Origin of the sequence: Streptomyces sp. NPDC047853 (assembly GCF_043204535.1) — a bacterium.
Taxonomy (GTDB): Bacteria; Actinomycetota; Actinomycetes; order Streptomycetales; family Streptomycetaceae; genus Streptomyces.
In genome coordinates this window covers 545695-570263 of the sequence record NZ_JBIDCI010000002.1, presented here as the reverse complement: position 1 = coordinate 570263, position 24569 = coordinate 545695, and the positions used below count along the sequence as shown (strand labels likewise).

At 73.6% G+C, this 24569-nt stretch carries 20 protein-coding genes, 4 tRNA genes and 1 other RNA gene; 9 read left to right on the top strand and 16 right to left on the bottom strand.

Annotated elements, in window-relative coordinates:
• From ACGF5T_RS06625 to purS, 6 genes are all read right to left on the bottom strand, one after another.
• A complete protein-coding gene (locus ACGF5T_RS06625) occupies positions 1–141 on the bottom strand; it encodes a hypothetical protein (RefSeq protein WP_361018402.1) in 141 nt (46 codons plus the stop codon).
• Positions 142–189: 48 nt separating this feature from the next.
• Positions 190–1038: a M23 family metallopeptidase gene (locus tag ACGF5T_RS06620; protein ID WP_356602891.1), complete on the bottom strand. Its 849-nt coding sequence runs from the start codon at positions 1036–1038 to the stop codon at positions 190–192.
• A 32-nt stretch (positions 1039–1070) separates the two neighbouring features.
• A complete protein-coding gene (locus ACGF5T_RS06615) occupies positions 1071–1574 on the bottom strand; it encodes a winged helix-turn-helix domain-containing protein (protein WP_361018408.1) in 504 nt (167 codons plus the stop codon).
• 106 nt (positions 1575–1680) lie between these two features.
• Positions 1681–3939 carry a phosphoribosylformylglycinamidine synthase subunit PurL gene (gene purL / locus ACGF5T_RS06610; RefSeq protein ID WP_366767634.1) on the bottom strand — a complete coding sequence of 753 codons (2259 nt, stop codon included), beginning with the start codon at positions 3937–3939 and terminating at the stop codon, positions 1681–1683.
• Positions 3936–4616 carry a phosphoribosylformylglycinamidine synthase subunit PurQ gene (gene purQ, locus ACGF5T_RS06605; RefSeq protein ID WP_366767635.1) on the bottom strand — a complete coding sequence of 227 codons (681 nt, stop codon included), beginning with the start codon at positions 4614–4616 and terminating at the stop codon, positions 3936–3938. The genes purL and purQ overlap by 4 nt, the downstream gene beginning before the upstream one ends.
• On the bottom strand, positions 4613–4885 hold the full coding sequence (gene purS / locus ACGF5T_RS06600) for a phosphoribosylformylglycinamidine synthase subunit PurS (protein ID WP_366767636.1): 273 nt from the start codon (positions 4883–4885) through the stop codon (positions 4613–4615). Before purS ends, purQ begins: the two co-directional genes overlap by 4 nt.
• A gap of 339 nt (positions 4886–5224) precedes the next feature.
• Here purS and ACGF5T_RS06595 point away from each other — a divergent pair, with 339 nt between their 5' ends.
• The 8 genes from ACGF5T_RS06595 (at position 5225) to ACGF5T_RS06560 (ending at position 9951) form a co-directional block, all read left to right on the top strand.
• Positions 5225–5542, top strand: a complete 318-nt coding sequence (locus tag ACGF5T_RS06595) for an Lsr2 family protein (RefSeq protein WP_356602883.1) — start codon at positions 5225–5227, stop codon at positions 5540–5542.
• A gap of 179 nt (positions 5543–5721) precedes the next feature.
• Positions 5722–5793, top strand: a tRNA-Gly gene (locus ACGF5T_RS06590).
• A gap of 80 nt (positions 5794–5873) precedes the next feature.
• Positions 5874–5946 (top strand) — tRNA-Gly (locus tag ACGF5T_RS06585).
• A gap of 182 nt (positions 5947–6128) precedes the next feature.
• Positions 6129–7100: an ABC transporter ATP-binding protein gene (locus ACGF5T_RS06580; RefSeq protein WP_356602881.1), complete on the top strand. Its 972-nt coding sequence runs from the start codon at positions 6129–6131 to the stop codon at positions 7098–7100.
• Entirely contained in the window at positions 7097–7912 is an 816-nt protein-coding gene (locus ACGF5T_RS06575; RefSeq protein ID WP_366767637.1) for an ABC transporter permease, read from the top strand. Before ACGF5T_RS06580 ends, ACGF5T_RS06575 begins: the two co-directional genes overlap by 4 nt.
• Positions 7913–7968: 56 nt before the next feature.
• Positions 7969–9210 (top strand): histidine kinase, encoded by a 1242-nt coding sequence (locus ACGF5T_RS06570; RefSeq protein ID WP_366767638.1) that lies wholly within the window; start codon positions 7969–7971, stop codon positions 9208–9210.
• Entirely contained in the window at positions 9207–9821 is a 615-nt protein-coding gene (locus ACGF5T_RS06565; RefSeq protein ID WP_356602875.1) for a response regulator transcription factor, read from the top strand. Before ACGF5T_RS06570 ends, ACGF5T_RS06565 begins: the two co-directional genes overlap by 4 nt.
• Positions 9822–9878: 57 nt before the next feature.
• Positions 9879–9951, top strand: a tRNA-Gly gene (locus ACGF5T_RS06560).
• Between the two features lie 59 nt (positions 9952–10010).
• Here ACGF5T_RS06560 and ACGF5T_RS06555 read toward each other — a convergent pair.
• The 6 genes from ACGF5T_RS06555 to ffs all read right to left on the bottom strand — a co-directional run bounded on the left by ACGF5T_RS06555 (position 10011) and on the right by ffs (position 19041).
• Positions 10011–10910 carry a phosphoribosylaminoimidazolesuccinocarboxamide synthase gene (locus ACGF5T_RS06555; RefSeq protein WP_366767639.1) on the bottom strand — a complete coding sequence of 300 codons (900 nt, stop codon included), beginning with the start codon at positions 10908–10910 and terminating at the stop codon, positions 10011–10013.
• An 85-nt stretch (positions 10911–10995) separates the two neighbouring features.
• Positions 10996–12495 (bottom strand): N,N-dimethylformamidase beta subunit family domain-containing protein, encoded by a 1500-nt coding sequence (locus ACGF5T_RS06550; RefSeq protein WP_366767640.1) that lies wholly within the window; start codon positions 12493–12495, stop codon positions 10996–10998.
• Positions 12496–12768: 273 nt separating this feature from the next.
• Positions 12769–14748 carry a hypothetical protein gene (locus ACGF5T_RS06545; protein WP_366767641.1) on the bottom strand — a complete coding sequence of 660 codons (1980 nt, stop codon included), beginning with the start codon at positions 14746–14748 and terminating at the stop codon, positions 12769–12771.
• 306 nt (positions 14749–15054) lie between these two features.
• Entirely contained in the window at positions 15055–16320 is a 1266-nt protein-coding gene (purD, locus tag ACGF5T_RS06540) for a phosphoribosylamine--glycine ligase (RefSeq protein WP_366767642.1), read from the bottom strand.
• 164 nt (positions 16321–16484) lie between these two features.
• Positions 16485–18881 carry a DNA polymerase III subunit gamma and tau gene (locus ACGF5T_RS06535; RefSeq protein WP_366767643.1) on the bottom strand — a complete coding sequence of 799 codons (2397 nt, stop codon included), beginning with the start codon at positions 18879–18881 and terminating at the stop codon, positions 16485–16487.
• Positions 18882–18946: 65 nt separating this feature from the next.
• Positions 18947–19041: signal recognition particle sRNA small type (ffs, locus tag ACGF5T_RS06530), an RNA gene on the bottom strand.
• Positions 19042–19115: 74 nt separating this feature from the next.
• Here ffs and ACGF5T_RS06525 point away from each other — a divergent pair.
• Positions 19116–19203 (top strand) — tRNA-Ser (locus ACGF5T_RS06525).
• 85 nt (positions 19204–19288) lie between these two features.
• Here the strand turns inward: ACGF5T_RS06525 and ACGF5T_RS06520 are convergent.
• From ACGF5T_RS06520 to ACGF5T_RS06505, 4 genes are all read right to left on the bottom strand, one after another.
• Positions 19289–21154: a copper resistance protein CopC gene (locus ACGF5T_RS06520; protein WP_366767644.1), complete on the bottom strand. Its 1866-nt coding sequence runs from the start codon at positions 21152–21154 to the stop codon at positions 19289–19291.
• A gap of 203 nt (positions 21155–21357) precedes the next feature.
• Positions 21358–21852, bottom strand: a complete 495-nt coding sequence (locus tag ACGF5T_RS06515) for a cupin domain-containing protein (RefSeq protein WP_361018436.1) — start codon at positions 21850–21852, stop codon at positions 21358–21360.
• Positions 21849–22457 (bottom strand): GNAT family N-acetyltransferase, encoded by a 609-nt coding sequence (locus ACGF5T_RS06510; protein WP_366767645.1) that lies wholly within the window; start codon positions 22455–22457, stop codon positions 21849–21851. The genes ACGF5T_RS06515 and ACGF5T_RS06510 overlap by 4 nt, the downstream gene beginning before the upstream one ends.
• On the bottom strand, positions 22450–24522 hold the full coding sequence (locus ACGF5T_RS06505) for a penicillin acylase family protein (protein WP_366767646.1): 2073 nt from the start codon (positions 24520–24522) through the stop codon (positions 22450–22452). The genes ACGF5T_RS06510 and ACGF5T_RS06505 overlap by 8 nt, the downstream gene beginning before the upstream one ends.
• Positions 24523–24569: the final 47 nt, after the last annotated feature.

Genomic DNA, 24569 nt, shown 5'->3' with positions numbered 1-24569 from the left:
CTAGTCGGCGCGGAAGGCGGAGCCCTCGGGGAGGACGAGGTCCGTGCAGTGGCGGCGGGCGGTGACGTCGTCGACGTAGGCGCGGAAGAGCTGCTCCGCCTGGGGGGTCACCAGCCTGTGGTACCCGAGGGCGAGGGTCATGGTGTGGATCTGCGGTCGGCCGTCACAGACGGAGGAGGCCCGACGAAGCTAACAGCCGCGGTGCGCCGCGTGGTCCGCCGGTTCGGGTACGTCGAGGATCTCGCCGTTGCGGGGGACGCCGATGCCGCGCCAGGTGAAGGGAACGCCCCGGGCGGTGTCCGGGTCGGGGCCGTCCATCAGCTGGAAGTGGACGTGCGGCTCGGTGGAGTTGCCGGAGTTGCCGCACCGGGCCAGCACCTGGCCGGCGCGCACCCGCTCGCCCTCGCGCACGGCGAACGAGCCGCGCCGCACATGGGCGTACAGCGCGTACGTGCCGTCGCCGAGGTCCAGCACGAGGTGGTTGCCGACGATCCGGCGGACACCGCCCATCTCGCGCACCGAGCCCTCGACGAGCATCAGGTACAGCAGCGCGGGCAGCGAGGTGCGGCTGAGGTGGTCGCGCTGGCCGTCGTCGGTCCGGACGACCGTGCCGTCGGCCACCGCGTGCAACGGGGCGCCGAACGCCGGGAAGTCGCGGTTGCGGCGGGCCGGCGGCCACAGGAGGCGGAAGCCGGGGCGTGCCCCGGGCTCCGGTTCGGCGACCAGGTCGATGGCGTAGGTCTGGCCGTAGGCGTGGACGCCGTGGCTCGGAGTGCGGTTCGCCGGACTGTTCAGCGCGGACCAGCGGCCGGTCACGGGCGGGCCGACCTCGACGGGCTCGCGGGCGGTGCGCGGGGTGCCCGGGGCGCCGCCGCCCCAGCGGTTGACGACGGTGATCAGGCCGTAGGCCGCGGCCAGTGGCAGGAGGTTCCAGAGGATCGGATACCCGAAGCCGAAGATGATGTGGGCGGTCACCAGGGCGATGAAGCCCAGTTGCAGGGCCCGGAAGGTGATCATGGCGAGCTTGCGTGCGGACATGGTTCCCCCTTGGTCGCGTGTGCCGGTTCCGGTCAGCCGCGGGCCGCCGACAGCACCACCAGCAGCGGTACGACCCGTCCCGGCGGCACCTCGTGGCGGCCCCGGCCGGCGGCGTGCAGCCAGCCGGCGCCGGTGAGCTGGCGCAGGTGGTGGTAGATCTGGCCGGTCGTGCCCACCTCCTCCAGCTCGGCCAGTTCGGTGGCGGTGCGCCGGCCGCCGAGGATCTCGCGCAGCAGCCTCAGCCGGACGGGATGTCCGAGCGCGGCGAACACGTCGGCCGATTCGGCCCAGTCGGCGTCCATCAGGCCGTCGGTGAGCGCGCCGTGCTGCCATTCGTACTGCTCGCCCGCCGGCAGCCGGACGGCACCCGTGAACAGGACGCCGCCGTCGGCGGCCCGCATCCGGGCGAGCTGCTCCTTGAGGCCCTCCAGGGCCCAGAAGTCGCCCGCGCCCAGGTGGGGTGCGGGCCGGTCGGCGGACTCCAGCGCGGCGAGGCGCCGTTCGAGATCGGCTACGCGGTGCTCCAGTTCCTCCACTTGGATGAGATTACGTAATTACGTAATCCCGCGCAAGCGTTCCGCACCGGAACGCCGAAGCCCCCGCCCGTGGACCGGGCGGGGGCTTCGGTGCGGAGGGACGACGTCAGGCCAGCAGCGCCGGGATCGTGCCCTCGTGGGTCTCGCGCAGCTCGGTCAGGGGGAGCGAGAACTCGCCCTGGACCTCCACCGCGTCCCCGTCCACGACACCGACGCGGGTGGCGGGCAGGCCGCGCGCGCCGCACATGTCGGTGAAACGGAGCTCCTCCGAGCGCGGGACGGCGACGACCGCGCGGCCCGCCGACTCGGAGAACAGGAAGGTGAAGGCGTCGAGCCCGTCCGGTACGACCAGACGCGCGCCCTTCTCCCCGAGCAGCGCCGACTCGACGACCGCCTGGACGAGACCGCCGTCGGACAGGTCGTGCGCGGAGTCGATCATGCCGTCGCGTGAGGCGGAGATCAGGATCTCGCCGAGCAGCCGCTCGCGCTCCAGGTCGACCTTCGGGGGCAGGCCGCCGAGGTGGTCGTGGATCACCTGGGACCAGGCCGAGCCGCCGAACTCCTCACGCGTGTCGCCGAGGAGGTACAGCAGGTGCCCCTCCTCCTGGAAGGCGACCGGCGTGCGGCGCGCCACGTCGTCGATGACGCCGAGCACCGCGACCACCGGCGTCGGGTGGATGGCGGCCTCGCCGGTCTGGTTGTACAGCGAGACGTTGCCGCCGGTCACCGGGGTGCCGAGCTGGAGGCAGCCGTCCGCCAGACCGCGCACGGCCTCCGCGAACTGCCACATGACCGCCGGGTCCTCCGGCGAGCCGAAGTTCAGGCAGTCGGAGACGGCGAGCGGCTTGGCGCCGGTCGTCGCCACGTTGCGGTAGGCCTCCGCGAGGGCCAGCTGGGCGCCCGTGTACGGGTCGAGCTTGGCGTAGCGGCCGTTGCCGTCCGTGGCGATCGCGACGCCGAGGCCGGTCTCCTCGTCGACCCGGATCATGCCGGAGTCCTCGGGCTGGGCGAGGACGGTGTTGCCCTGCACGAAGTGGTCGTACTGCTGGGTGATCCACTTCTTGGACGCCTGGTTCGGGGAGCCGACCAGCTTCAGGACCTGGTCCTTCAGCTCCTCGCCCGTCTCCGGCCGGGGCAGCTTGTTCGCGTCGTCGGCCTGGAGGGCGTCCTGCCACTCGGGGCGGGCGTAGGGGCGCTCGTAGACCGGGCCCTCGTGGGCGACCGTGCGCGGGTCGACGTCGACGATCTTGCCGCCGTGCCAGTAGATCTCCAGGCGGTCGCCGTCGGTCACCTCACCGATGACGGTGGCGATGACGTCCCACTTCTCGCAGATCTCCAGGAAGCGGTCGACCTTGCCGGGCTCGACGACCGCGCACATGCGTTCCTGCGACTCGCTCATGAGGATCTCCTCGGGCGAGAGCGTGGAGTCGCGCAGCGGCACGTCGTCCAGGGTGACGCGCATGCCGCCGGAGCCGTTGGAGGCCAGTTCGCTGGTCGCGCAGGACAGGCCCGCGGCTCCCAGGTCCTGGATGCCGACGACCAGCTTCTCGGCGAACGCCTCCAGGGTGCACTCGATGAGGAGCTTCTCCTGGAAGGGGTCACCGACCTGGACGGCCGGGCGCTTGGAGGGCTTGGCGTCGTCGAAGGTCTCGGAGGCCAGGATCGAGGCGCCGCCGATGCCGTCGCCGCCGGTGCGGGCCCCGTACAGGATGACCTTGTTGCCGGCGCCGGACGCCTTGGCGAGGTGGATGTCCTCGTGCCGCATCACGCCGATGGCACCGGCGTTGACCAGCGGGTTGCCCTGGTAGCAGGCGTCGAAGACGACCTCGCCGCCGATGTTGGGCAGGCCCAGGCAGTTGCCGTAGCCGCCGATGCCGGCGACGACGCCGGGCAGGACGCGCTTGGTGTCGGGGTGGTCGGCGGCACCGAAGCGCAGGGGGTCCACGACGGCGACCGGGCGGGCGCCCATCGCGATGATGTCGCGGACGATGCCGCCGACGCCCGTGGCCGCGCCCTGGTAGGGCTCCACGTAGGAGGGGTGGTTGTGCGACTCGACCTTGAAGGTGACCGCGTAGCCCTGGCCGACGTCGACGACACCGGCGTTCTCGCCGATGCCGACGAGCATCGCGTCGGACTCGGGGGCCTTCTCGCCGAACTGGCGCAGGTGCACCTTGCTGCTCTTGTACGAGCAGTGCTCGGACCACATGACGGAGTACATGGCCAGCTCCGCCCCGGTGGGGCGGCGGCCGAGGATCTCCACGACCCGCTCGTACTCGTCCTTCTTCAGGCCCAGCTCGGCCCAGGGCAGCTCGACGTCGGGGGTCTCGGCCGCGTGCTCGACCGTGTCCAGAGGCGTCCGGCTCATGCGTTGACCAGCTTCTTGAGGATCGACGTGAAGAACGGGAGGCCGTCGGTGCGGCCGGTGCCGATCAGCGGCTCGACGGCGTGCTCGGGGTGCGGCATGAGACCGACGACGTTCCCGGCGGCGTTGGTGATGCCGGCGATGTCGTTGAGCGAGCCGTTCGGGTTGAAGTCGACGTAACGGAAGGCGACCCGTCCCTCGGCCTCCAGCTCGTCCAGCGTGCGCCGGTCGGCGACGTACCGCCCGTCCATGTTCTTCAGCGGGATGTGGATCTCCTGACCGGCGCTGTAGTCGCTGGTCCAGGACGTGTCCGCGTTCTCCACCCGCAGCTTCTGGTCGCGGCAGATGAAGTGCAGGTGGTCGTTGCCCAGCATCCCGCCGGGCAGCAGGTGGGCCTCCGTGAGGATCTGGAAGCCGTTGCAGATGCCGAGCACCGGGAGGCCGGCCTTCGCCTGGTCGATGAGGGTGTCCATCACCGGCGAGAAGCGCGCGATGGCGCCGGCCCGCAGATAGTCGCCGTACGAGAAACCGCCGCAGAGCACCACGGCGTCGACCTGCTTGAGGTCCTTGTCCTTGTGCCAGAGGGCGACGGGTTCCGCGCCGGCGACGCGGATCGCGCGCTGCGTGTCCCGGTCGTCGAGACTGCCGGGGAAAGTGACGACGCCAATACGAGCGGTCACTTCGCGGCTCCCGCGACTACGTCATCGGACTCGACCTTGACGGTGAAGTCCTCGATCACGGTGTTGGCGAGGAAGGATTCCGCAAGATCATGGATGCGGACGAGGGCGGCGTCGTCGACCGGCCCGTCCACTTCCAGTTCGAATCGCTTTCCCTGACGTACGTCCGAGATCCCCTCGAAACCCAGCCGCGGCAGTGCGCGCTGCACCGCCTGGCCCTGGGGGTCGAGGATCTCCGGCTTGAGCATGACGTCGACTACGACGCGTGCCACTGGCACTCCCGGTGTGTGGTGCTGAGCAGGTCCCTTCAGACTACCCGTACAAAATTTCTACGCGCGTAGCATTGTAGGAAACTACGTGAGCCCCATCACGATCGAGCATCGGAAGGAGGCGTCTTCGAAAAACTTCGGGAAAGATCCCGGATCGGGCTCGGTGGCCTATTGCGCGGGGACACGCGGGAGGATTTAGTCGAGCTTCCCATTGCAATGCCGGGCACTGTACAAATGAAATGTGATTAGCCGATACTTTGCCCAATTACAGGCGAACAGTCGGCATCATCGCGACGTCCTGGCACGTCACCGCGGAGATGCCGCACGAAGGGACCGATATTCGTGGCGCAGCGTGTCGTGGTCACTCTCTTTGACGACATCGACGGCTCGGAAGCGGCGGAGACGATCGCCTTCGGTGTCGACGGCCGGATGTACGAGATCGACCTGAACGAAGCCAATGCCCGGAAACTGCGCACGGCCCTCGAGCCGTACGTGTCGGCCGGCCGCAAGCGGTCGCGCTCCGGCAAGGCGTACCGGCAGACGGAGGTCGCCCCCGACCCGGCGGCGGTCCGGGCCTGGGCCCAGGCCAACAAGATGGACGTGCCCGCGCGGGGCCGGATCCCGAAGAAGGTGTACGAGGCGTTCGCCGCGGCGCAGTGAGCCGGGCGCGGCGCTCGCGCCGCTTTCGCCGGGGAGCGGGTCGCGGCCGCTCCCCGCGCGCGGGCCGACGGCCGCTCAGCCGCCCCTCGCGGCAACCGACTTGCGCAGCACCCCGGGTGATCAGCTAAAGTTCGGAGCACGCCGAGGGGCGAGGCCGAAAGGCCCAGCTCACGGAACATGCGGGTGTAGTTCAGTAGTAGAACATCCCCCTTCCAGGGGGAAGGCGCAGTGTGCAATTCCTGTCACCCGCTCTGCATCGCCGTACCGATCAGCGTATTCGATCAGGTAGGCTGGTGCTCGCACCGATCGGTGAAGGCCGGTCGGAGGCAATGCGGACGTAGCTCAGTTGGTAGAGCGCAACCTTGCCAAGGTTGAGGTCGCGAGTTCGAGCCTCGTCGTCCGCTCGGGAATCAGACCCCGGTCCTCCACGGACCGGGGTCTTTTCGTGCGTCCGCGCTCGGGTCGCGTGTCCGCGTCCGGGAGCCGGGCGGATCCCCCACCCGGGCCCCGCCCTCCTGACATTTGTCATGCCGGGTGATGACGCGCCGCACTGCCGCACGGCCCGGGGCGCCGGAATGCTTGAGCCATGCGATCAGACGGACACGAACACGTGATTGAGGTCACCGGCCTGCGGCGTGTGTACGGGGGCGGGTTCGAGGCCGTGCGCGGAATCGACTTCTCCGTGCGCCGCGGCGAGGTCTTCGCGCTGCTCGGCACCAACGGCGCGGGCAAGACGTCGACGGTGGAACTGCTGGAGGGCCTCGCCGCTCCGGCGGGCGGGCGGGTGCGCGTCCTCGGGCACGACCCGTACACCGAGCGGGCCGCCGTGCGCTCCCGCACCGGCGTGATGCTCCAGGAGGGCGGCTTCCCCTCCGAGCTGACCGTCGCCGAGACCGCCCGGATGTGGGCGGGGTGCGTCAGCGGGGCCCGGCCGCCGGCCGAGGTGCTGGCCGTGGTCGGCCTGGAGACGAAGGCCGGCACCCGGGTGAAGCAGCTCTCCGGGGGCCAGCGGCGCCGCCTGGACCTGGCGCTCGCGCTGCTCGGCGACCCCGAGGTGCTCTTCCTGGACGAGCCCAGCACCGGACTGGACGCCGAAGGCCGCCGGGACACCTGGGAGTTGGTGAGCGCGCTGCGCGACGGCGGCACCACCGTGCTGCTGACCACGCACTACCTGGAAGAGGCCGAGAACCTGGCCGACCGGCTCGCGATCATGCACGAGGGCCGGATCGCCGCCACCGGAACCCCTGCCGAGGTGACCGCCGCCCAGCCCTCCCGGATCTCCTTCGAGTTGCCCGCGGGCTACTTCGTGGGTGACCTGCCGCCGCTCGGCGAGCTGGGAGTGAGCGACCACGAGATCGACGGCCGGATCGTCCGGCTGCGCACCCGTGAACTGCAGCGCGCGGCCACCGGGCTGCTCGTGTGGGCCGCACAGGCCGGCGTGGAACTGCACCGCCTCGACGTCCGGTCGGCATCCCTGGAGGAGGCGTTCCTCGGGATCGCGCGGGAGGCGTCCGCGAGGACGGCCGAGGGAACGACGACCAAGGAGTACGCGGCATGAACACCACGGCCACGGAGCACCCCCCGGCACGCGCCGCGCATGCGCCGGCCACCACGCCGACACGGCGCATGGCCGCCCTCGCCCGCGCCGAGATGATCCTGCTCGGACGGAACAAGGGCACCCTCTTCGCCGCCCTGTTCGTACCGCTGATGCTGCCGTTCAGCGTGCAGCAGGCGTCCAAGGAGATGGACCTCGCGTCGGCCGGGCTGACCACCGGCACCCTCGTGCTGCCCGCCGCGATCGGCTTCTCCCTGCTCTTCGCCGTCTACTCCGCCCTCGTCGGCGTCTTCGTCGTCCGGCGCGAGGAACTCGTCCTCAAGCGGCTGCGCACCGGCGAGCTGCGGGACGTGGAGATCCTGAGCGGGTCCGCGCTGCCGGCCGTTCTCAGCGGGCTCGTCCAGAGCGTGCTGCTCACGGTGGGCTGCTTCGTCCTGCTGGACCTCTCCGCGCCCTCGGCCCCCCACCTCGCCGTCCTCGGACTGCTGCTGGGCCTCGTGATGTGCGCCGCGCTCGCGGCGGTCACCGCGAGCTTCACCCGCACCGGCGAGAGCGCGCAGGTCACCCCGCTGCCGTTCATGTTCGTCGCGCTGTTCGGCTCCGGCCTGTTCATCCCGCTGGAGCTGCTCCCGGACCGGCTCGCCTCCGTGTGCGAGCTGCTGCCGCTGACGCCCGTCATCACGCTGGTGCGCGGCGGCTGGACCGGTGACCTGTCGGCCTACGAGGCCCTGGGCGCCGTGGCCACGGCGGTGGCCTGGACCGTGGTGTCGGTGTTTGCTGTACGGCGGTGGTTCCGCTGGGAGCCGCGGCACTGACGTACGGGAGGACCCGGACCGGGGCCAGGACCAGGGAGAGCGGGGCGAACGGGGACATGCGCAGGCCGACGCGCTGGTGGGGCCGGAAGAGCACACCGGCGAAGGTGGAGACGTACACGCGGTGGTCGTTCCACTTCTTCGGGGTCATCGAACTTCTCGTGATCCTCCTGACCGGCGTCGAACAGGGTGGACCGCGGCTCGCCGCCGGGGCGTCCCTGGTGGTCGTGGCGCACGCCTCGGCCTGCATGCTGGTCGCCTCCCGGTCCCTGGACTGGACCCTGGGCCGACGGGCGCAGCCGGTGCGGCTGCTGTGGGGGCTGGCCGCCTTCACCTCGGTGATCGCCCTCGGCGCGATCGGTCTCGCGGAACGCGGTCCGGGGGGCGACGCGGTGGAGACCGTGGCCGGCACGACCTTCAGCGTGGTGCTGTGCTTCGGGGCCGGCGTCATCTCGCTCGGGGTGCGGAGCCGGCTGCGGGTGGCCGCTGTCGTCGGCGGCTTCGCCCTCGGCGCCGGGCTCCTGTCCATCGCGGTGGGCACGCCCGCCCTCGCCGCGCTCGCGATGGCCTGCGCCGTGCTGGTGGCCGGCGCGTTCATGGCCTTCACCTCGGTCTTCTCGGTCTGGCTGCTCAACGCCGTCTACGCGCTCGACGAGGCCAAGGAGACCCGAACCCGGCTCGCGGTCGCGGAGGAACGGCTGCGCTTCGGGCGGGACCTGCACGACGTGATGGGGCGGAACCTGGCCGTGATCGCCCTCAAGAGCGAGCTGGCCGTGCAGCTGTCCCGGCGCGGGCGGTCCGAGGCGGTGGAGCAGATGATCGAGGTGCAGCGCATCGCGCAGGAGTCGCAGCGCGAGGTCCGGGACGTCGTCCGGGGGTACCGGGAGGTCGTGCTCGAGGTCGAACTGGCCGGCGCCCGGGGTGTGCTCTCGGCGGCCGGCATCGACGCCCGGGTCACGGGTGAGACGGCGGGCCTGCCCGCCGAGGTGCAGTCGGCGCTCGGCTGGGTGGTGCGGGAGGCGACGACCAACGTGCTGCGGCACGGTGACGCGGAGAGGTGCTCCGTGACGGTGAGGCTGTCGGAAGGACGTGTGGTGCTGACGGTGGAGAACGACGGGGTGGCCGAGGGGGCCGGGCCGGTTCCCTCCGGCGGGGGGTCCGGGCTCGCGGGGCTGCGGGAGCGGCTGTCCGCCGTGGACGGCACCCTGCGGACCGGGTCGCCCGGCAAGGGCGTGTTCCGGCTCACGGCCGAGGTGCCGCTGCCCCCCGCCGCCGCGACCGTGCGGGAGGCCGCGTCGTGACGACCCCGGTGCGGGTGCTGCTCGCCGACGACGAGCACCTCATCCGCGGGGCGCTGGCCGCCCTGCTGTCCCTGGAGGAGGACCTCACCGTGGTCGCCGAGGCGGCCACCGGTCCGGAGGCGCTGGCGATGGCCCGCGCCCACGCGCCGGACGTGGCCGTCCTGGACCTCCAGATGCCCGGCGCGGACGGTGTGAAGGTCGCCACATCCCTGCGGGCCGAGCTGCCCGGCTGCAAGGTGCTGATCGTGACCAGTCACGGACGGCCCGGCCATCTGAAGCGGGCGCTCGCGGCGGGGGTGCGGGGGTTCGTCCCCAAGACGGTCAGCGCCCAGCGGCTCGCCGAGCTGATCCGCACGGTGCACGCCGGAAACCGGTACGTCGACCCCGAGTTGGCCGCCGACGCGATCTCCGCCGGGGACTCGCCGCTGACCGCGCGCGAGGCCGAGGTGCTGGAGCACGCCGCCGACGGGGCGTCCGTCGCGGAGATCGCCGAGCGTGCCGCGCTGGCCGAGGGGACCGTACGGAACTACCTCTCGTCGGCCGTCGGCAAGCTCGGAGCCGAGAACCGGCACGCGGCCGTGCGGCTCGCCCGGGAGCGCGGTTGGGTATAGTGGCTCTCGCGCCACGGCGAAGCCCGCGACTCCGGTCGAGGACCCGCACGGCGCAGTGCGAACGTAGCTCAGTTGGTAGAGCGCAACCTTGCCAAGGTTGAGGTCGCGAGTTCGAACCTCGTCGTTCGCTCCGTATGAGGAAGCCCCCGGTTCCGGCCGGGGGCTTCTTCGTGTGCGCGAACCGGTGCCCTACGACCAGCTGAGTCCGGTCAGGCGCTCGTAGGCCTCCACGTACTTGGCGCGGGTGGCGTCCACGACCTGCTCGGGCAGCGGCGGCGGGGGCTGCTCGCTCTTCCGGTCCCAGCCGGACTCCGCCGAGGTCAGCCAGTCCCGCACGAACTGCTTGTCGTACGACGGCTGCGCGCGGCCCGGCTGCCACTGGTCGGCCGGCCAGAAGCGGGAGGAGTCCGGGGTGAGGACCTCGTCGGCGAGGACCAGGTCCTCGCCCTCGAAGCCGAACTCGAACTTCGTGTCGGCCAGGACGATGCCGCGCTCGCGGGCGATGTCCCGGGCCCGGGAGTAGACGGCGAGCGTGGCCTGGCGCAGGGCGGCCGCGGTGTCCGCGCCCACCTGGCGGGCGACCTCCTCGTAGGAGACGTTCTCGTCGTGCTCGCCGACCTCGGCCTTGGTGGCCGGGGTGAAGATCGGGGCGGGCAGCTCCGAGCCGTCGACGAGGCCCTCGGGCAGGGCGAGGCCGCAGACGGTGCGGGTCTGCTGGTACTCGGCCAGGCCCGAGCCGGTGAGGTAACCGCGGGCCACGCACTCCACGGGGACCATCCGCAGGGACTTGCAGACCAGGGCGCGGCCCTCCCAGTCGGCGGGGGCGCCGGGGGGCAGCTCGGTGCTCAGGACGTGGTTCGGGGCGAGGTCGGCGAGCTGGTCGAACCACCACAGGGAGAGCTGGGTGAGGACCCGGCCCTTGTCGGGGATCTCGGTCGGCAGCACCCAGTCGTAGGCGGAGATGCGGTCGCTGGCGACCATCACGAGGTCGCCCGCCTCGTTCCGGTACAGCTCGCGCACCTTGCCGGTGTGCAGATGCACCAGACCCGGAACCTGGAGCGGCTCGGGCTTTTCGACGAATCCGGACACGGTTCCTCCCCGTGGTTCTGTCCAATGCCTCCGATTGTCCCGTACGGAGGGGTCGCCGGGGACAGCGGGGCGGTCGCGTCCGCCGTCAGTCGCGTTTGCAGATGCGGTCCAGGAGATTGGCCGTGGCGCGCTGGACACGCGGGTCGACGTGGCCCGGACGGTCCAGGGCCGGGGACCAGGCGAACGTCCCGGACGCGAAGACCCAGGCGCCGGACGGCGCCCGGTACAGCGACGTCTCCTGGTGGCGCCGGGCGCCGTCCACGTCGGTGTACGGGGAGTGGGCGAGCAGGACCCGCTCCTCGTGCTCGGGCAGCGGGGTGCGCGGGAAGTAGCGGTCGGCCTCGCCCGCGACCAGGTCCTCGATCTCGTCGCCCTCGTGGGCGCCGGTGGCGTCCCAGAGCCAGTGTCCGGCGTTGCGGACGATCATCGGGTGCGGGTCGGGTACGCGGCCGGCGTACTGGATGCCGAGCAGTTGCTGTTCGGCGCGGTCGACCTCCCGCCACAGCGCCGGCCGGCCGGGCCCCCGGCGTTTGCGGCAGGTCAGGAGGCGGTCGGGGGCTCCGGACGGGGAGGGGGCCAGCTCGACCTGCCAGTACATGGTGTTGGCGGAGAGGAAGACCAGCGACGTGCCGTGCTCGCGGGCGGCTTCCGTGGTGCGGCGCATGGCGGCGGACCAGTACTCGTCGTGGCCCGGGAAGACCAGGCCGCGGTAGCGGGTCGGGTCGATGCGGCCGGAGTGCAGGTCGCGGGCGTCGGCGTAGGCGAGGTCGTAGCCGTAGCGCTCGGCGAAGCGGATGAAGTCGTAGGCGTGGCCCACGTGCAGGGGCAGGCCCGCGCCCGCGTAGGGCCGGTCGAAGGAGACGGTCGTCGCGGCGTCCGACTCGCCGAGCAGCCGGCCCTCCTCGTCCCAGGCGTGGTAGAGGCTGGCGCCGGTGCGGCCGTCCTCCGGGTAGAGGTTGTACGCCTGCCAGGTGATGTCCGGCAGCAGGAGCAGCAGGTCGGCGGGGTGGCCGTCGCGGACCGTGAACGGCACGTGGGAGCGGTAGCCGTCGGCCGTGGTGAGCACGGCGACGTACGCGCCGATGTTCCAGTACGACGGGATCTGCAGCCGCCAGGACAGCCACCAGTGGTGGCAGGAGACCGTGCGGTCGGCGGTCAGCGGCGGGGGCTGGACGATGCCGGACAGGCGGGGACTGGTGGTGATCTTGGCGGCGCCGTCACCGCCGTAGTGGCCGATCCGGTAGACGTCGACGCTGAACTCCTGCGGCGGGTCGACGGTGATGTGGAAGTCGATGGCCTCGCCGGGGGCGGCGGCTCCGGTCGCGGTGAAGCCCTTGATCTGGCGGCGGACGTCGTCGGCCGCGCGCGGGCCGCCGCCGTCGGCGCGCGGGCGGGTCCGCGTGCCGGGCCTGCCGTCCGGGTCCGGTACGGCGTCCGGGTCCGCGTACCAGGGGACGACCTGGCCGGTGTCGCCGAAGTAGGTCTCGCCGCCGCGCAGCCAGGGGACGGGCCCCTGTCCGAAGGGGTCCGTCACGGCGTGCGCGAGTGCTCCCGACTCCCAGCGGCGGATCTGCTCGGGCCCCATGGGACAGTCCCCTCCCTCGTGCCCCCGTGGTCGTGCGTATGACGAACGCCTTTGCCATGTGCGCGATTCGGTCTCCAGCACATCACATTTCGCGCGCGTGCTGTCACTGTTCGTTGCGAAGTGGCCGAAAGTGGAATCGCGGTGTCCGCTTCGTTGATGGGCGGGGGTCGCACGGCGTGCCGAGCCGGGGGCAGGGGGCGGGGGCACCGGGCAGGGGGCAGGGGTCAGGGCTCAGGGCTCAGGGGTCAGGGGTCAGGGCTCAGGGGTCAGGGGTCAGACCAGACGCACCGGCTTCTCCGGACGGATGCCGCGCTCGGTCATCCAGGTGCGCAGGGGGCCCGGGTCGCCCGTCTCGACGAGGCTCCTGACGCAGGGGGCCACTTCGGCGGCTCGGGCGCCGTCGATCAGCAGGGAGGGACCGTCGAGCCAGTCGAGGCCCGGGGCCGCGCCGGCGGTGTCCATGGCCGCGCAGCACACCATCGCCGTGACGTGGGCGGTGAGGATCTCGCGGGCGGTGCGCGGGGGTTGCAGGGGGAGGAGCGGGAGCGCGCGGTCGTCCCAGAGGGCGGCCGCGTCGGGGCCGGGGGGCGCCACGGCTGCTCCGGGGGCGGTGGCCGCGGGCCCTGCTCCGGCCGGCCGGGCTTCCGCCTCCTCGCGGGCCAGCTGGGCACTGAGCCCGGCCGCCAGGGCGGCGCCGCGGGCGGTGGTGCCGGCGAGGTCGTCATCGTCGTCGGGGGTGGCGAGGTTCGGTTGGTCCGGATGCGGCGGGTGGTGCGGATGGTGCGGATGATCCACGTGGTCCGGGCTGTCCGGGTGGCCGCCGGGGCCTGGGGTGCGGAGGTCGGGGTGGTCGGGATGGCCGGGATGGCCCGGGTGCGTGTCCCGCTCGGTGTGCGCCGGGTACGGGCCGTCCGTCCCGTCACGGGGGCCGGGTCCGGCGTGCGGGGAGTCGGGGGGCGGGGCCGGGGTGGTCGTGAGGTGGTCCAGGACGCGGGCCAGGGTCGGGCCCTCGGCGCCCGGTGCGGCGTCCTCGGTGGCGCGGCGGACGCCCAGGGTGTCCAGCACACGGTGGAGGCGGGCCGCGTCGGTGCGCCAGGTGCGGTCGACGACCTCCTCGGCATACTCGTCCCACCCGACCGGCGACCAGTCGGCGCCGGTCTCGGCGGGCCCTCCGTGGAAGAGGCGCGCGGCGAGGAGGGAGACCGCCTCGTCCATCACCCCGGGCTCCTCCAGCAGGTCGCAGGCGGGGCGCTCGCCCAGACGGGAGGCGAAGCCCTCGGCCAGACGGTCGCGGCGGGACAGCTCCGTGAGGGCGGCGACGACGCCCACGTCCAGCCGGGAGGGCCAGCGGCCCATCCGCCAGGCGGGCAGCGCCACCCGGGTCAGCAGCCGGTCCCAGCCCGCGTAGGCGAGCCCGACCTGGTCCTGCGCGACGATCCGCAGGCCGTAGTCGACGGCCTGCGCGCGCTCGGCGGCCGCCGCGGCGACTCCGCGCTCCATCTCCGCCGCGTGCACGCGACAGCTGCGCAGCAGCAGCCGGCACACCCGGCCGATCCCCGCGCACACCGCGCGGGAGAACGGCTCGCGCCGGTCCGCCGAGGCCACCGCGACCGCGGCGTCCAGGCCCCGTATGAAGCGGCGGGCCGCGGCTATGTCGGGGTGCGCGGACGGTCCCGTGCCCGCGACGACCGGGGCGAGGACGGCGCGCAGCTCGCCGACGCGCATCCACCAGAGGAAGGGCGAGCCGATGACCAGCACGGGGGCGGCGACGGTCCGGCGGGAGGCGGACGCGTCGACACCGGTGACGTCGTCGTGCTTCTCGGCGGGGGGCGGGCCGTGGGCCGGGTGGGTGCGGTCCTCCAGCCAGCTGTCGCAGTCCGGTGTGAGCGCTATCGCCGAGGGGGCCGGCACGTCCAGCCGGTCGGCCAGGTCACGCACCATCCGGTAGAGGTCCGGAGCGGACTCCTCGGCGATCGTGACCGTGGGGGTCACGGCGGGCCGGGAACGGGCCACCACCAGCGCGACACCGGCGGCGGCCGGCAGGACGAGAAGCGTGAGCACGAGGGCGGCCCAGCGGACGACCGCCCAGCCACCGCCCGTGAGGTGCCCGGTGGAGTCGCCGACGAACAGGATCACGGCGGCGGCGGCCGGCAACAGGGCGACGGCCAGCGCACGGCTGCGGACGCGCAGCACGGCAAGAGCCCGGGAGCGCGCGGCCTGCGCGCCCATCTCCACACCACCGGTGACGGTCACGGCCGGACCTCACCCCCTCCTCGCTGTCCTGTCTGTTCCGGGCTGTCCTGCTGTTCTTCCGTGCTTGCTCACTTCCCCACTGTGGCACCCGCCACTGACATCGCAATGCCGGTGGGCCAAGTGCCGGAACGCTTGCGCGGCACCATAGTTGGGGCCTTCGCGCCCGTCAGCCGTATGGACCATCGGTCACTCGATGGAATGGCTTTGGGGAAAGGTGGATGACGGACAGCAACGATCAGGCCCCGGTTCCTGAGACGGAACCGGGGCCTGTCGGGTTCTGCGCGGAGGGCGTCCTCCGGGACTGGGCTAGGCCCCCGCCGCGGCTTCCGCGGCCGCCTTCGCCGCGATGTCCGTACGGTGCTGGGAGCCGTCGAGGCCGATGCGGGCGACGGCCCGGTAGGCGCGGTCGCGGGCTTCGGCGAGGTCCGTGCCGGTGGCCGTGACGGACAGCACGCGGCCGCCCGCGCTGACCACGGCGCCGCCCTCGCCGCGGGTGCCGGCGTGCAGGACGTAGGCGTGCGGGGCGTCCTCGGCGGCCACCTCGTCGAGGCCGGTGATCGGGTCGCCGGTGCGCGGGGTGCCCGGGTAGTTGTGCGAGGCGACGACCACGGTGACGGCCGCGTCGTCGCTCCAGCGCAGGGGTTCCAGGTCGGCGAGGTTGCCGGTGGCGGCGGCCATCAGCAGGCCCGCGAGCGGGGTCTTCAGACGGGCCAGTACGACCTGCGTCTCGGGGTCGCCGAAACGGGCGTTGAACTCGATGACGCGGACGCCGCGCGAGGTGATCGCGAGGCCCGCGTAGAGGAGCCCGGAGAACGGGGTGCCCCGGCGGCGCATCTCGTCGACGGTCGGCCGGAGGACGCTCTCCACGACCTCGTCGACCAGCTTGGGGTCGGCCCAGGGCAGCGGCGAGTACGCGCCCATGCCGCCGGTGTTCGGGCCCTCGTCGCCGTCGAGCGCGCGCTTGAAGTCCTGGGCGGGCACGAGCGGGCGGACGTTCTCGCCGTCGGTGATGGCGAAGAGGGAGACCTCCGGGCCGTCCAGGTACTCCTCGATGACGACGCGGTCGCAGGCCGCCGCGTGCGCGCGGGCCGCCTCGATGTCGTCGGTGACGACGACGCCCTTGCCGGCGGCCAGCCCGTCGTCCTTGACGACGTACGGGGCGCCGAAGGCGTCGAGGGCGGCGTCGACCTCGGCCGCGTTCGTGCAGACGTAGGAGCGGGCCGTGGGGACGCCGGCGCCGGCCATGACGTCCTTGGCGAAGGCCTTGGAGCCCTCCAGTCGGGCGGCCTCGCCGGACGGACCGAAGACCGGGATGCCGGCCGCGCGCACGGCGTCGGCGACCCCGGCGACGAGGGGCGCCTCCGGACCGACCACGACCAGCTCGGCACCGAGCCGGTTGGCCAGCGCCGTCACGGCCGCGCCGTCGAGGGCGTCGACCTGGTGCAGTTCGGCGACCTCGGCGATACCGGCGTTGCCGGGGGCGCAGTGCAGCGCGGTGACGTCGGGGTCGAGGGACAGGGAACGGCACAGGGCGTGTTCGCGGGCGCCGCCGCCGATGACAAGGACCTTCACGGGGTCAGCCTAATGGGAACGGGGCGGGCCGGTTTGTGCGGCCTTCCGAAGGGAGGGGGCAGGAGGGCTTGTGGCTTCCTCCAGCGCACCTCCGCGACCGGGTCGGCCTGCCCGGCTCGGACCGGCCACCCGGCCGGTCAGCCACCCGGCACCCGGCCACCCCGCTACTCGTGCGCGATCTCCTCGACGACGGTCGCGCCCAGCTCGCGTACCAGCAGTTCCTTGCCGGAGAGGGCCGACTCGTCGAGGTCCGGGTCGTCGTCCTCGGGGATGTCGTCCTCGGGGGAGACCGGACGCCGCTCGGGGGACGGGGGCCGGGGTGCGGGAGCCGGGGCCGGGCCGGGGGCCGGTGCGGCGGGCGCGGACGACGGCGCGGGTGCCGACGACTGCTCCGCGGGCGCGGGTGCGGGACGCTGCGCGGACGCGCCGCCGCCCCCGCCGCTCCCGAAGCCGCCGCCCCCGAAGCCGCCGCCGGGTCCGCCGTAGCCACCGGAGGGGCCGGCCGGGGGCGGGGGCGCCGAGCCGCCGGAGGGGTCGACGACCGCCTCGATCTTCCACTGCACGTTGAACTGCTCGGACAGGGCCTGGCGCAGCACGTCCTCGCTGCCGCTGCTCAGGAAGTTGTCGCGAGCACCGGCGTTGACGAAGCCGATCTGGAGGGACGTGCCGTCGAAGCCGGTGACCTGGGCGTTCTGGCTGAGCAGGATCCAGGTGAACCGGCGGCGGTTCTTGACCGCCTCCAGGATGTTGGGCCAGATCGTGCGCGGGTCGACTCCGGAGCCCGGCGGCGGGGAGGCGAGGGGCGCGGCGGCGGCCGGGGCGGGTGCCGGGGGCGTGGACGGGGCGGGGGCCGACGGTGCGGCGGGAGGGGGGTCGGCCGGTGTCGCGGGCCGACCCCCGCCGGTGGGCGTCGCCGTGGGCCATCCACCCGGGCGGCGCCCGCCCCCCGCGGGAGCCGCGGTCGGCCAGGCACCGGGCGCGGCGGCCTGGGCAGGCGCCGCAGCCGGAGCCGGGGCCGAAGCCGGGCGGGGGGCAGCGGCGGCCGGGGAAGGCGTCGGGGCGGTGGGCGGCTGTGCACCTCCGCCGGCACCGCCACCTTCGTACGAACCGGAACCGGAACCGGAACCAGCACCAGCACCAGCACCAGCACCAGCACCAGCACCAGCACCAGCGTCGGGTCCCGACGGCGGTTCGCCCTGTCCCGGTGCTCCCGGTGCTCCCGGTGCGCCTGCGCCGGGGCCGGGAGCCCGGACCGCCGCCCGGGCGGCGGCGGGCCCGCCGCCCGGCGCGACCGGAGCCGCGGCGGCCGGGGCGTGCCCGGCCGGGACGTTCCCCATCGCGCCGTGGGCCTCGGGCCCGGGCGCGTACCCCATGGCGGGCGCCCCCGCGCCCGCGGAGAACTGCACACCGCGCTCGATCCGGTCGAGGCGGGCCATCACCGAACGCTCGTCGCCGTACGCGGCGGGCAGCAGCACGCGCGCGCAGATCAGCTCCAGCTGGAGGCGGGGCGAGTGGGCACCGCGCATCTCGGTGAGCCCCTCGTTCACGATGTCGGCGGCTCGGCTCAGCTCGGCGGCGCCGAAGGACCGCGCCTGGGCCTGCATCCGCTCGACGACGTCGGCCGGGGCGTCGATCAGCCCCTTCTCCCCCGCGTCGGGCACGGCGGCGAGGATCACCAGGTCGCGCAGGCGCTCCAGCAGGTCGGTGACGAAGCGCCGCGGGTCGTTGCCGCCCTCGATGACCCGGTCCACGACCCCGAAGGCGGCCGAGCCGTCCCCTGTGACGAACGCCTCGACGACCGAGTCGAGCAGCGAGCCGTCCGTGTAGCCGAGCAGGGCGGTCGTCATGTCGTACGTCACACCGTCGGCACCGGCGCCCGCGAGGAGCTGGTCCATGACGGACATGGAGTCACGGACGGAGCCCCCGCCGGCCCGGACGACGAGCGGCAGCACGCCGTCGTCGACGGGGATCTGCTCCTTGCCGCACACCTCGGCGAGGTACTCGCGCAGGGTGCCCGGCGGCACGAGCCGGAAGGGGTAGTGATGGGTACGCGAGCGGATGGTCCCGATGACCTTCTCGGGCTCGGTGGTCGCGAAGATGAACTTGAGGTGCTCCGGGGGCTCCTCGACGACCTTCAGCAGTGCGTTGAAACCCTGCGGCGAGACCATGTGGGCCTCGTCGATGATGTAGATCTTGTACCGGCTGGAGGCGGGCCCGAAGAAGGCCTTCTCGCGCAGGTCACGGGCGTCGTCCACGCCTCCGTGCGAGGCGGCGTCGATCTCGATGACGTCGATGGACCCCGGGCCGTTGCGCGCGAGGTCCCGGCAGGACTGGCACGCGCCGCAGGGCGTCGGGGTGGGGCCCTGCTCGCAGTTCAGACAGCGCGCCAGGATGCGGGCGCTGGTCGTCTTGCCGCAGCCGCGCGGCCCGCTGAACAGGTACGCGTGATTGACCCGGTTGTTCCGCAGCGCCTGCTGCAGCGGGTCAGTGACATGCCCCTGACCGATGACCTCGGCGAAGGACTCCGGGCGGTAACGGCGGTAGAGCGCGAGAGACGACACGCATACGAGGTTATAGGCGCCCACTGACAACCGGAGCGCCCTGTGAACCCGGCCACCCCGTGACGCAAGGCGCCCCCCACGCACCCGCCAGAGCCGACCTACCCTTGCTGCCTTCCGGCCCTGGGGGAGTTCAGTCAGATAGCGCCGCGTGAGGGGCTGGGGCACACGTTACCCGATGCGGGGGGCCCAGAACGAGTTCGCAAGCACTCTCCGACGTCATGTAATGTTTGCCGCGGAGGATTCGCCTAGAGGCCTAGGGCGCACGCTTGGAAAGCGTGTTGGGGGCAACCCCTCACGAGTTCGAATCTCGTATCCTCCGCCAGTGCCTCACCGGGCACGATGTCGAAGGGCCCGCTGCTTGCAGCGGGCCCTTCGACGTGTCTCGGTCCCTCGGCGTTGCCGTACCGCTAGCGCTCGATGCGTATCCGTCTCGTCTCGGTCACCTGGTCGATCTCCGAGACCCGGATCGTCGTCCTCATCGTCCAGGTGCCGGGGAGGGGGAGGGTGAGGCGGTTGGCGCTCCAGTAGCCGCCCCGGTCGACGAGCTCCGCGTGGAGCGGGCCGACCCCGGGGTCGGGCAGGGTGAAGGACAGGCGCAGTTCGGGTACGGCGGCCAGGCTGCCGTCGGGGCCGAAGACGACGGCCTGCACGGCGTTGTCGCCGGTGCGGCCGGGGTCCAGGGTGATCTGGACGGTGCCCCGGCCGGAGGGGCCGATGTCGAAGGGGATCGTGGTGACGGACGCGGGCAGCACGCCGCCCGCCGGTACGGACCGCGCGGCCTCGTCCGCCGCCCGGCCCGGCTGGGTGGCGGTGAGCACGGTGGTGACCACCAGGACGACGCCCGCGACGACGGCCTCCGTCAGGACGGACCTGCGCAGCCCCCGGTAGTGGGCGGTGTCCCGGGCGGGGAGCGGATCGGGGTCGGGCAGCCCGTCCTCCGGCAGGATCGGCTCCGAGAGATCCGAGAGATCCGGCGGCTCCGAAAGATGCGACGGCTCCGAGAGACGCGACGGCTCCGGCGCCCGCGGCGGCGGTCCGCCCGCCGGGACCGGAACCCGTACCCCTACCCGTACCTTCGCGGACACGGCCCGCTCGGGAAGGCGCTGACCCGCCGCCAGGGCCGCGGTCCACCGCCGGGAGAGCGCCGCCGCGGTGAGCAGTACGGCCACCAGGGTCAGTTTGGCGAGCAGCAGCCTGCCGTACGGCGTCCCGGTGAGCGCCGTCCAGGAACCGAGACCGCGCCAGGACTGGTAGACGCCGGTGACGACCAGGACGGTCACGGACGTGAGGGCGACCCGGGAGAAGCGGGCGACCGTGGCGCCGTCCGGGCTGCCGCGCAGGGTCATGAGCAGGGAGACCAGACCGCCGAGCCACACCGCGGTCGCCAGCAGGTGCAGCACGGACGACGTCATCGCCAGCGGTACCTGGATCCCGGCGGACGCGTGCTCCGCGCCGGCCCAGGTCAGCGCGAGGCCGACGGCGGTCACGGCGCCGAGCGCGGCGGGCAGCGGGGCGCGTTCGGGGTGGCCCTCCGTCCGGGACGCGCGCAGCAGGAGCAGCGCGACCGGCACCAGCAGCGCCAGCCTGACCAGCAGCAGCGCTCCGGGCCGGGAGGTGAGGGTGGCGCCGAGGGCACCGGCGTCGAGGGCGGCCGAGGGGCCCCGCCCCGCCTCGTACGGCGCCCGCAGTACCAGCAGGGCGACGGTGGCCCCCAGCAGCGTCCACCAGCCCGCCAGCAGCGGCCGGCGCAGCGGGGCGCGGTCCGGCGGGCGGCACAGGACGACGAAGGCGGCGGTGCCGATGAGCAGGGTGGCGGCCAGGTAGGAGAGGAAGCGGGCGATCTGGTGGAGGGCGGCGGTCAGCGGGTCCTCGGCGGGGCCGGCGTCCAGCGGCGCCGTCGTCGCGGAGGGCTTACCGACCGAGAAGGTGAAGGCGCCGGAGACGGGGTGGCTGTCCGCCGACACCACGCGCCAGGCCACGGTGTAGGTGCCCTCGCCCAGTTCTCCCGAGAGCGGGACGCGGGCCGTGTCGGCGCGGCCGTCCGCACGTTCCGCCCGCGCCGTGCGCACCCGGTGGCCGCCGGGGTCGAGGACGCGGAAGGAGTCGTCGCGCAGGCCGACGGACTCGGTGAAGGTCAGGGTGACGTGGCGCGGGGCCCGCGGGAGGACGGTGCCGTCCCCGGGGTCGGTGGAGCGCAGGGCGGCGTGGGCGGACGCCGGTCCCGCGCCGGCGAGGACGAGCAGCACCAGCACGGCACCCAGCAGCGCCGCCACCCCCGCCCGCCGCCGGACCGGTCGCCACCGGGCTCCAGCTCCAGCTCCGGCTTCTGCACCGCCACCACACCGCACGTCGCGTCTCCGTCGTCGGGGCCTACTGCCTCGGCGATGTGTACGGACGCGGCGGCCGCCGTGCTCACCGCCGGGCGCGACGGTTTCACCCGCAGCGGCCCGCGTGCGTCACGGTCCGCCGGGCGGGGTCAGGGGCGGGACAGGTCCGCGATGCGCGCGGCCTCGGCCGGGTAGCGGGCCGTGAGGGCGGACGCGTCGCCGTGTTCGTAGTCGCCGAAGGTGAAGCCGGGGGCCATCGTGCAGCCGAAGAGCGACCACGCGCCGCCCGCCGCGACCCGGCCGCCCATCCAGGTCCCGGCGGGGACGGTGAACTGCACGTGCTGTCCGCCGAGGACATCCGCTCCGAGCACGGCCGTACGCGCGCCGCCGCCCGGGTCGAGGAGCAGCAGCTCCAGCGGATCGCCGAGGTAGAAGTGCCAGACCTCGTCGGTGGGCAGGCGGTGCAGGGCGGAGTAGTCGTCCGGGCGGGCGGTCAGCAGGGCGACGATGGCCGAGCCCGTGGGGCGCCCGTCCGGGCGTTCGGGCCCGGCCCAGGTCTGCCGGTACAGGCCGCCCTCCCGGGGGAGGGGCTCCAGCCCGTAGTGCGCGATCAGGTCCTCGGCGGTCGGCGGGGGCGGCGTCACGCGGGGAAGGCTACCTCCCGGCGGAGGAAGGCGAGTTGCGCCTTCTTCTCCGGCAGGTGGACGTCCGGCAGGTCTATCTCGGGCAGGACGACCGCCGGCCCCGCGGTGAAGCCCTGCTTGAGGAAGCGGGCGATCGCCTTGTCGTTGGCCACGTCCGGGTCGACCACGATCCGCTGCCGGTCCAGGCCCAGCAGGACGTACGCCATGAGGGACGCCGCCAGCGCGGCGGTCCAGCCGGGCCGGGCGCCCTCGGCCCCGGCGGGGGCGAGCAGCAGGTGGACGCCGATGTCGCCGGGCTCGACGTCGTAGCACTCGCTCACCCGGTCGGCCTCGGGGTCGTAGGTCTGGAGCAGCGCGACCGGTTCGCCGTCCTTGACCACGAGGAAGGCGTGGTGCGTGTCGAGCGTGTCCATGTGGGCGTAGACGTCCGCGACCTGGTCGCGCGTCAGGCCGCTCATGCCCCAGAAGGCGGCTCGCTCCTCGCTCACCCAGTGGTGCAGCACGGCGGCGTCCGCGGCGGCGTCCAGGGGGAGGACGCGGACGGTGCCGAAGCCGTCGAGGTGCTGCTCGTGGACGGCGGTGCGGGAGGCGTACGGATCAGACATCGGTCTCCTTCGTGAGCCGGTCGAAGTCGGTGACCACCGGGGCGAGCGCGCCGGCGAGCCACAGGGGCTGCTGGTCGCGGTGGTGGGGTGAACCGGGGACGCCGCAGGCGCCGTGGGGCACCACCCAGCGGCTGTCCTGCCGGTCGGCCAGGTCCCATACGTAGCGGGCGGCGGGGCCGCGCGCGGCCCGGTCGGTGAGGCCGGGCACGGCGGAGGTGCACAGCACGCAGTCGTGGTCCCCGGACAGGCCGGGTTCCTCCCCGGACGAGCCGGTCGGCAGCGCCCGCCAGGGGGCGAGGCGGTGGGTGTCGCCCCAGGTGCCGGCGGGCGGCCGCACGGCCACCTCCTCCAGTGCGGCACGGACCTCGGCGGCGCGGTCGATGCCGTACAGGTCCTCGGCGCGCAGCAGGTGTTCGAGGGCGTACCCGACGCGCGGCAGCAGCGCCAGCCACGGCTGGAGCACCTCGGGGTGGGCGGGCGGCACGGCGGCCCGGGTGAGGGACGGGTGCGCGGTCAGTCGGCGTACGACCGCTCCGCGCAGGGCCGCGTAGAGCGCGGCGTCGGTGCTGCCGGCGTCCATGTGCCGGTCCCAGGCGAGGAGGCGGTCGCGCAGGGCGCCGGCCTCGGGACTCAGGTCCTCCAGGGCGGCGAGGCGGTCGAGGAGGGGGCCGGCCGAGCCGAGGTGGGTGTCGGTGTGGAGGGCGGGCATGTCGGCCGCCGACCAGCGCTCCTTCCCCGCGAGCAGGGCGGCGATGCGGTCGGCGCGGTGCGGTGGGGCGAACTCGACGCCGAGCGGGCCGGCCGGGCCGCGCTGGTTGGCCATGACGGCGACGCCGTCGGTGAGTCCGGCGCGGGGCGGGGTGTGCCAGCCCTCCCAGTCGTGGCCCGGCACCCAGGCGGGCACGGGACGCAGGCGGTTGGCCTCGGACCGGACCGGCACGCGCCCCGCGACCCGGTGCAGCAGTCCGCCCTCGGTGTCGGCGGCCTGCACGACGTTCACCGGTTCCGTCCACGCGTCCAGGGCGCGGTCCACGTCGGCGACCCGGCGGGCCCGCAGCAGCGGCAGCAGCGCGCCGAAGCCGAGGTCGCCGGTGACGCGGGGCGGGTAGCGCAGGCTGAGGGCGGCCGGGGTGCCGTCGTCCAGGCCCTCGGGGCCGCCGGCGATCACCGGGCCCCGGTCCGTCTCGACGACCTCGACCTCGACGGTCCCCTCCCCCGCGACGGCGATGGTCTCGGTGTGCCGGGCGGCGCGGTGCCAGGTGCCGTCGGGGCCGAGCGCCTCGACGCCGGCGCCGGTGCGGCGCAGCCGCTCGTGGTACAGGTCCTGGTAGTCGGCCATGGCGTTGGTGATGGCCCAGGCGACCGTGCCGGTGTGGCCGAAGTGGGCGATGCCGGGGACGCCGGGCACGGCGAGGCCGACGACGTCGAACTCCGGGCAGGACAGGTGGATCTGCTGGTAGACGCCGGGGTCCTCGATCCAGCGGTGCGGGTCGCCGGCGATGACCGCGTGCCCGGTGACGGTCCGCTCGCCGCTCACCAGCCAGCCGTTGCTGCCGGCGGTGCCGGGGCCGTCGGTGGCGAAGAGCGCGACGGCCTCCGGGCCGAGGTGCGCGGTGATGTGCTCGCGCCAGAGCTTGGCGGGGAAGCCGGCGAAGAGGATGTGTGTGGCGAGCCAGACGCCGAGCGGCGTCCAGGGCTCCCAGCGGCCGGGGGCGAGGCCGGTGCGCGCGAACTCGGGGGAGGGTTCCTTTTCGGCCAGCCCTTCGTTGACGCCGTCCACGTACGCCCGTACCCAGGCGGCCGTCTCCGGGTCGTGCTCCGCCAGGGCGGTGTAGCAGCGGCGGGCGGTGTCGGCGAGCCGGGCCCGCCGGGCGAACCGGTCCCAGGACAGGGCCTCGGCCCCGAGGAAGGACGCGGAGGTGCCCTGGGCGCGGTGCCGCTCGACCTCCAGTTGCCAGGCCCGGTCGCGGGCCGTCACCCGGCCCTGGGCGCGGGCGAGTTCGTCCGCGCTGTCCGCGCGCAGGTGCGGGATTCCCCAGGCGTCGCGGTAGGTCTCGGCGCTCACCCCTGTGCCTCTACTTTCCTTTAGGTTAGGCTCACCTAAGTCTTCAG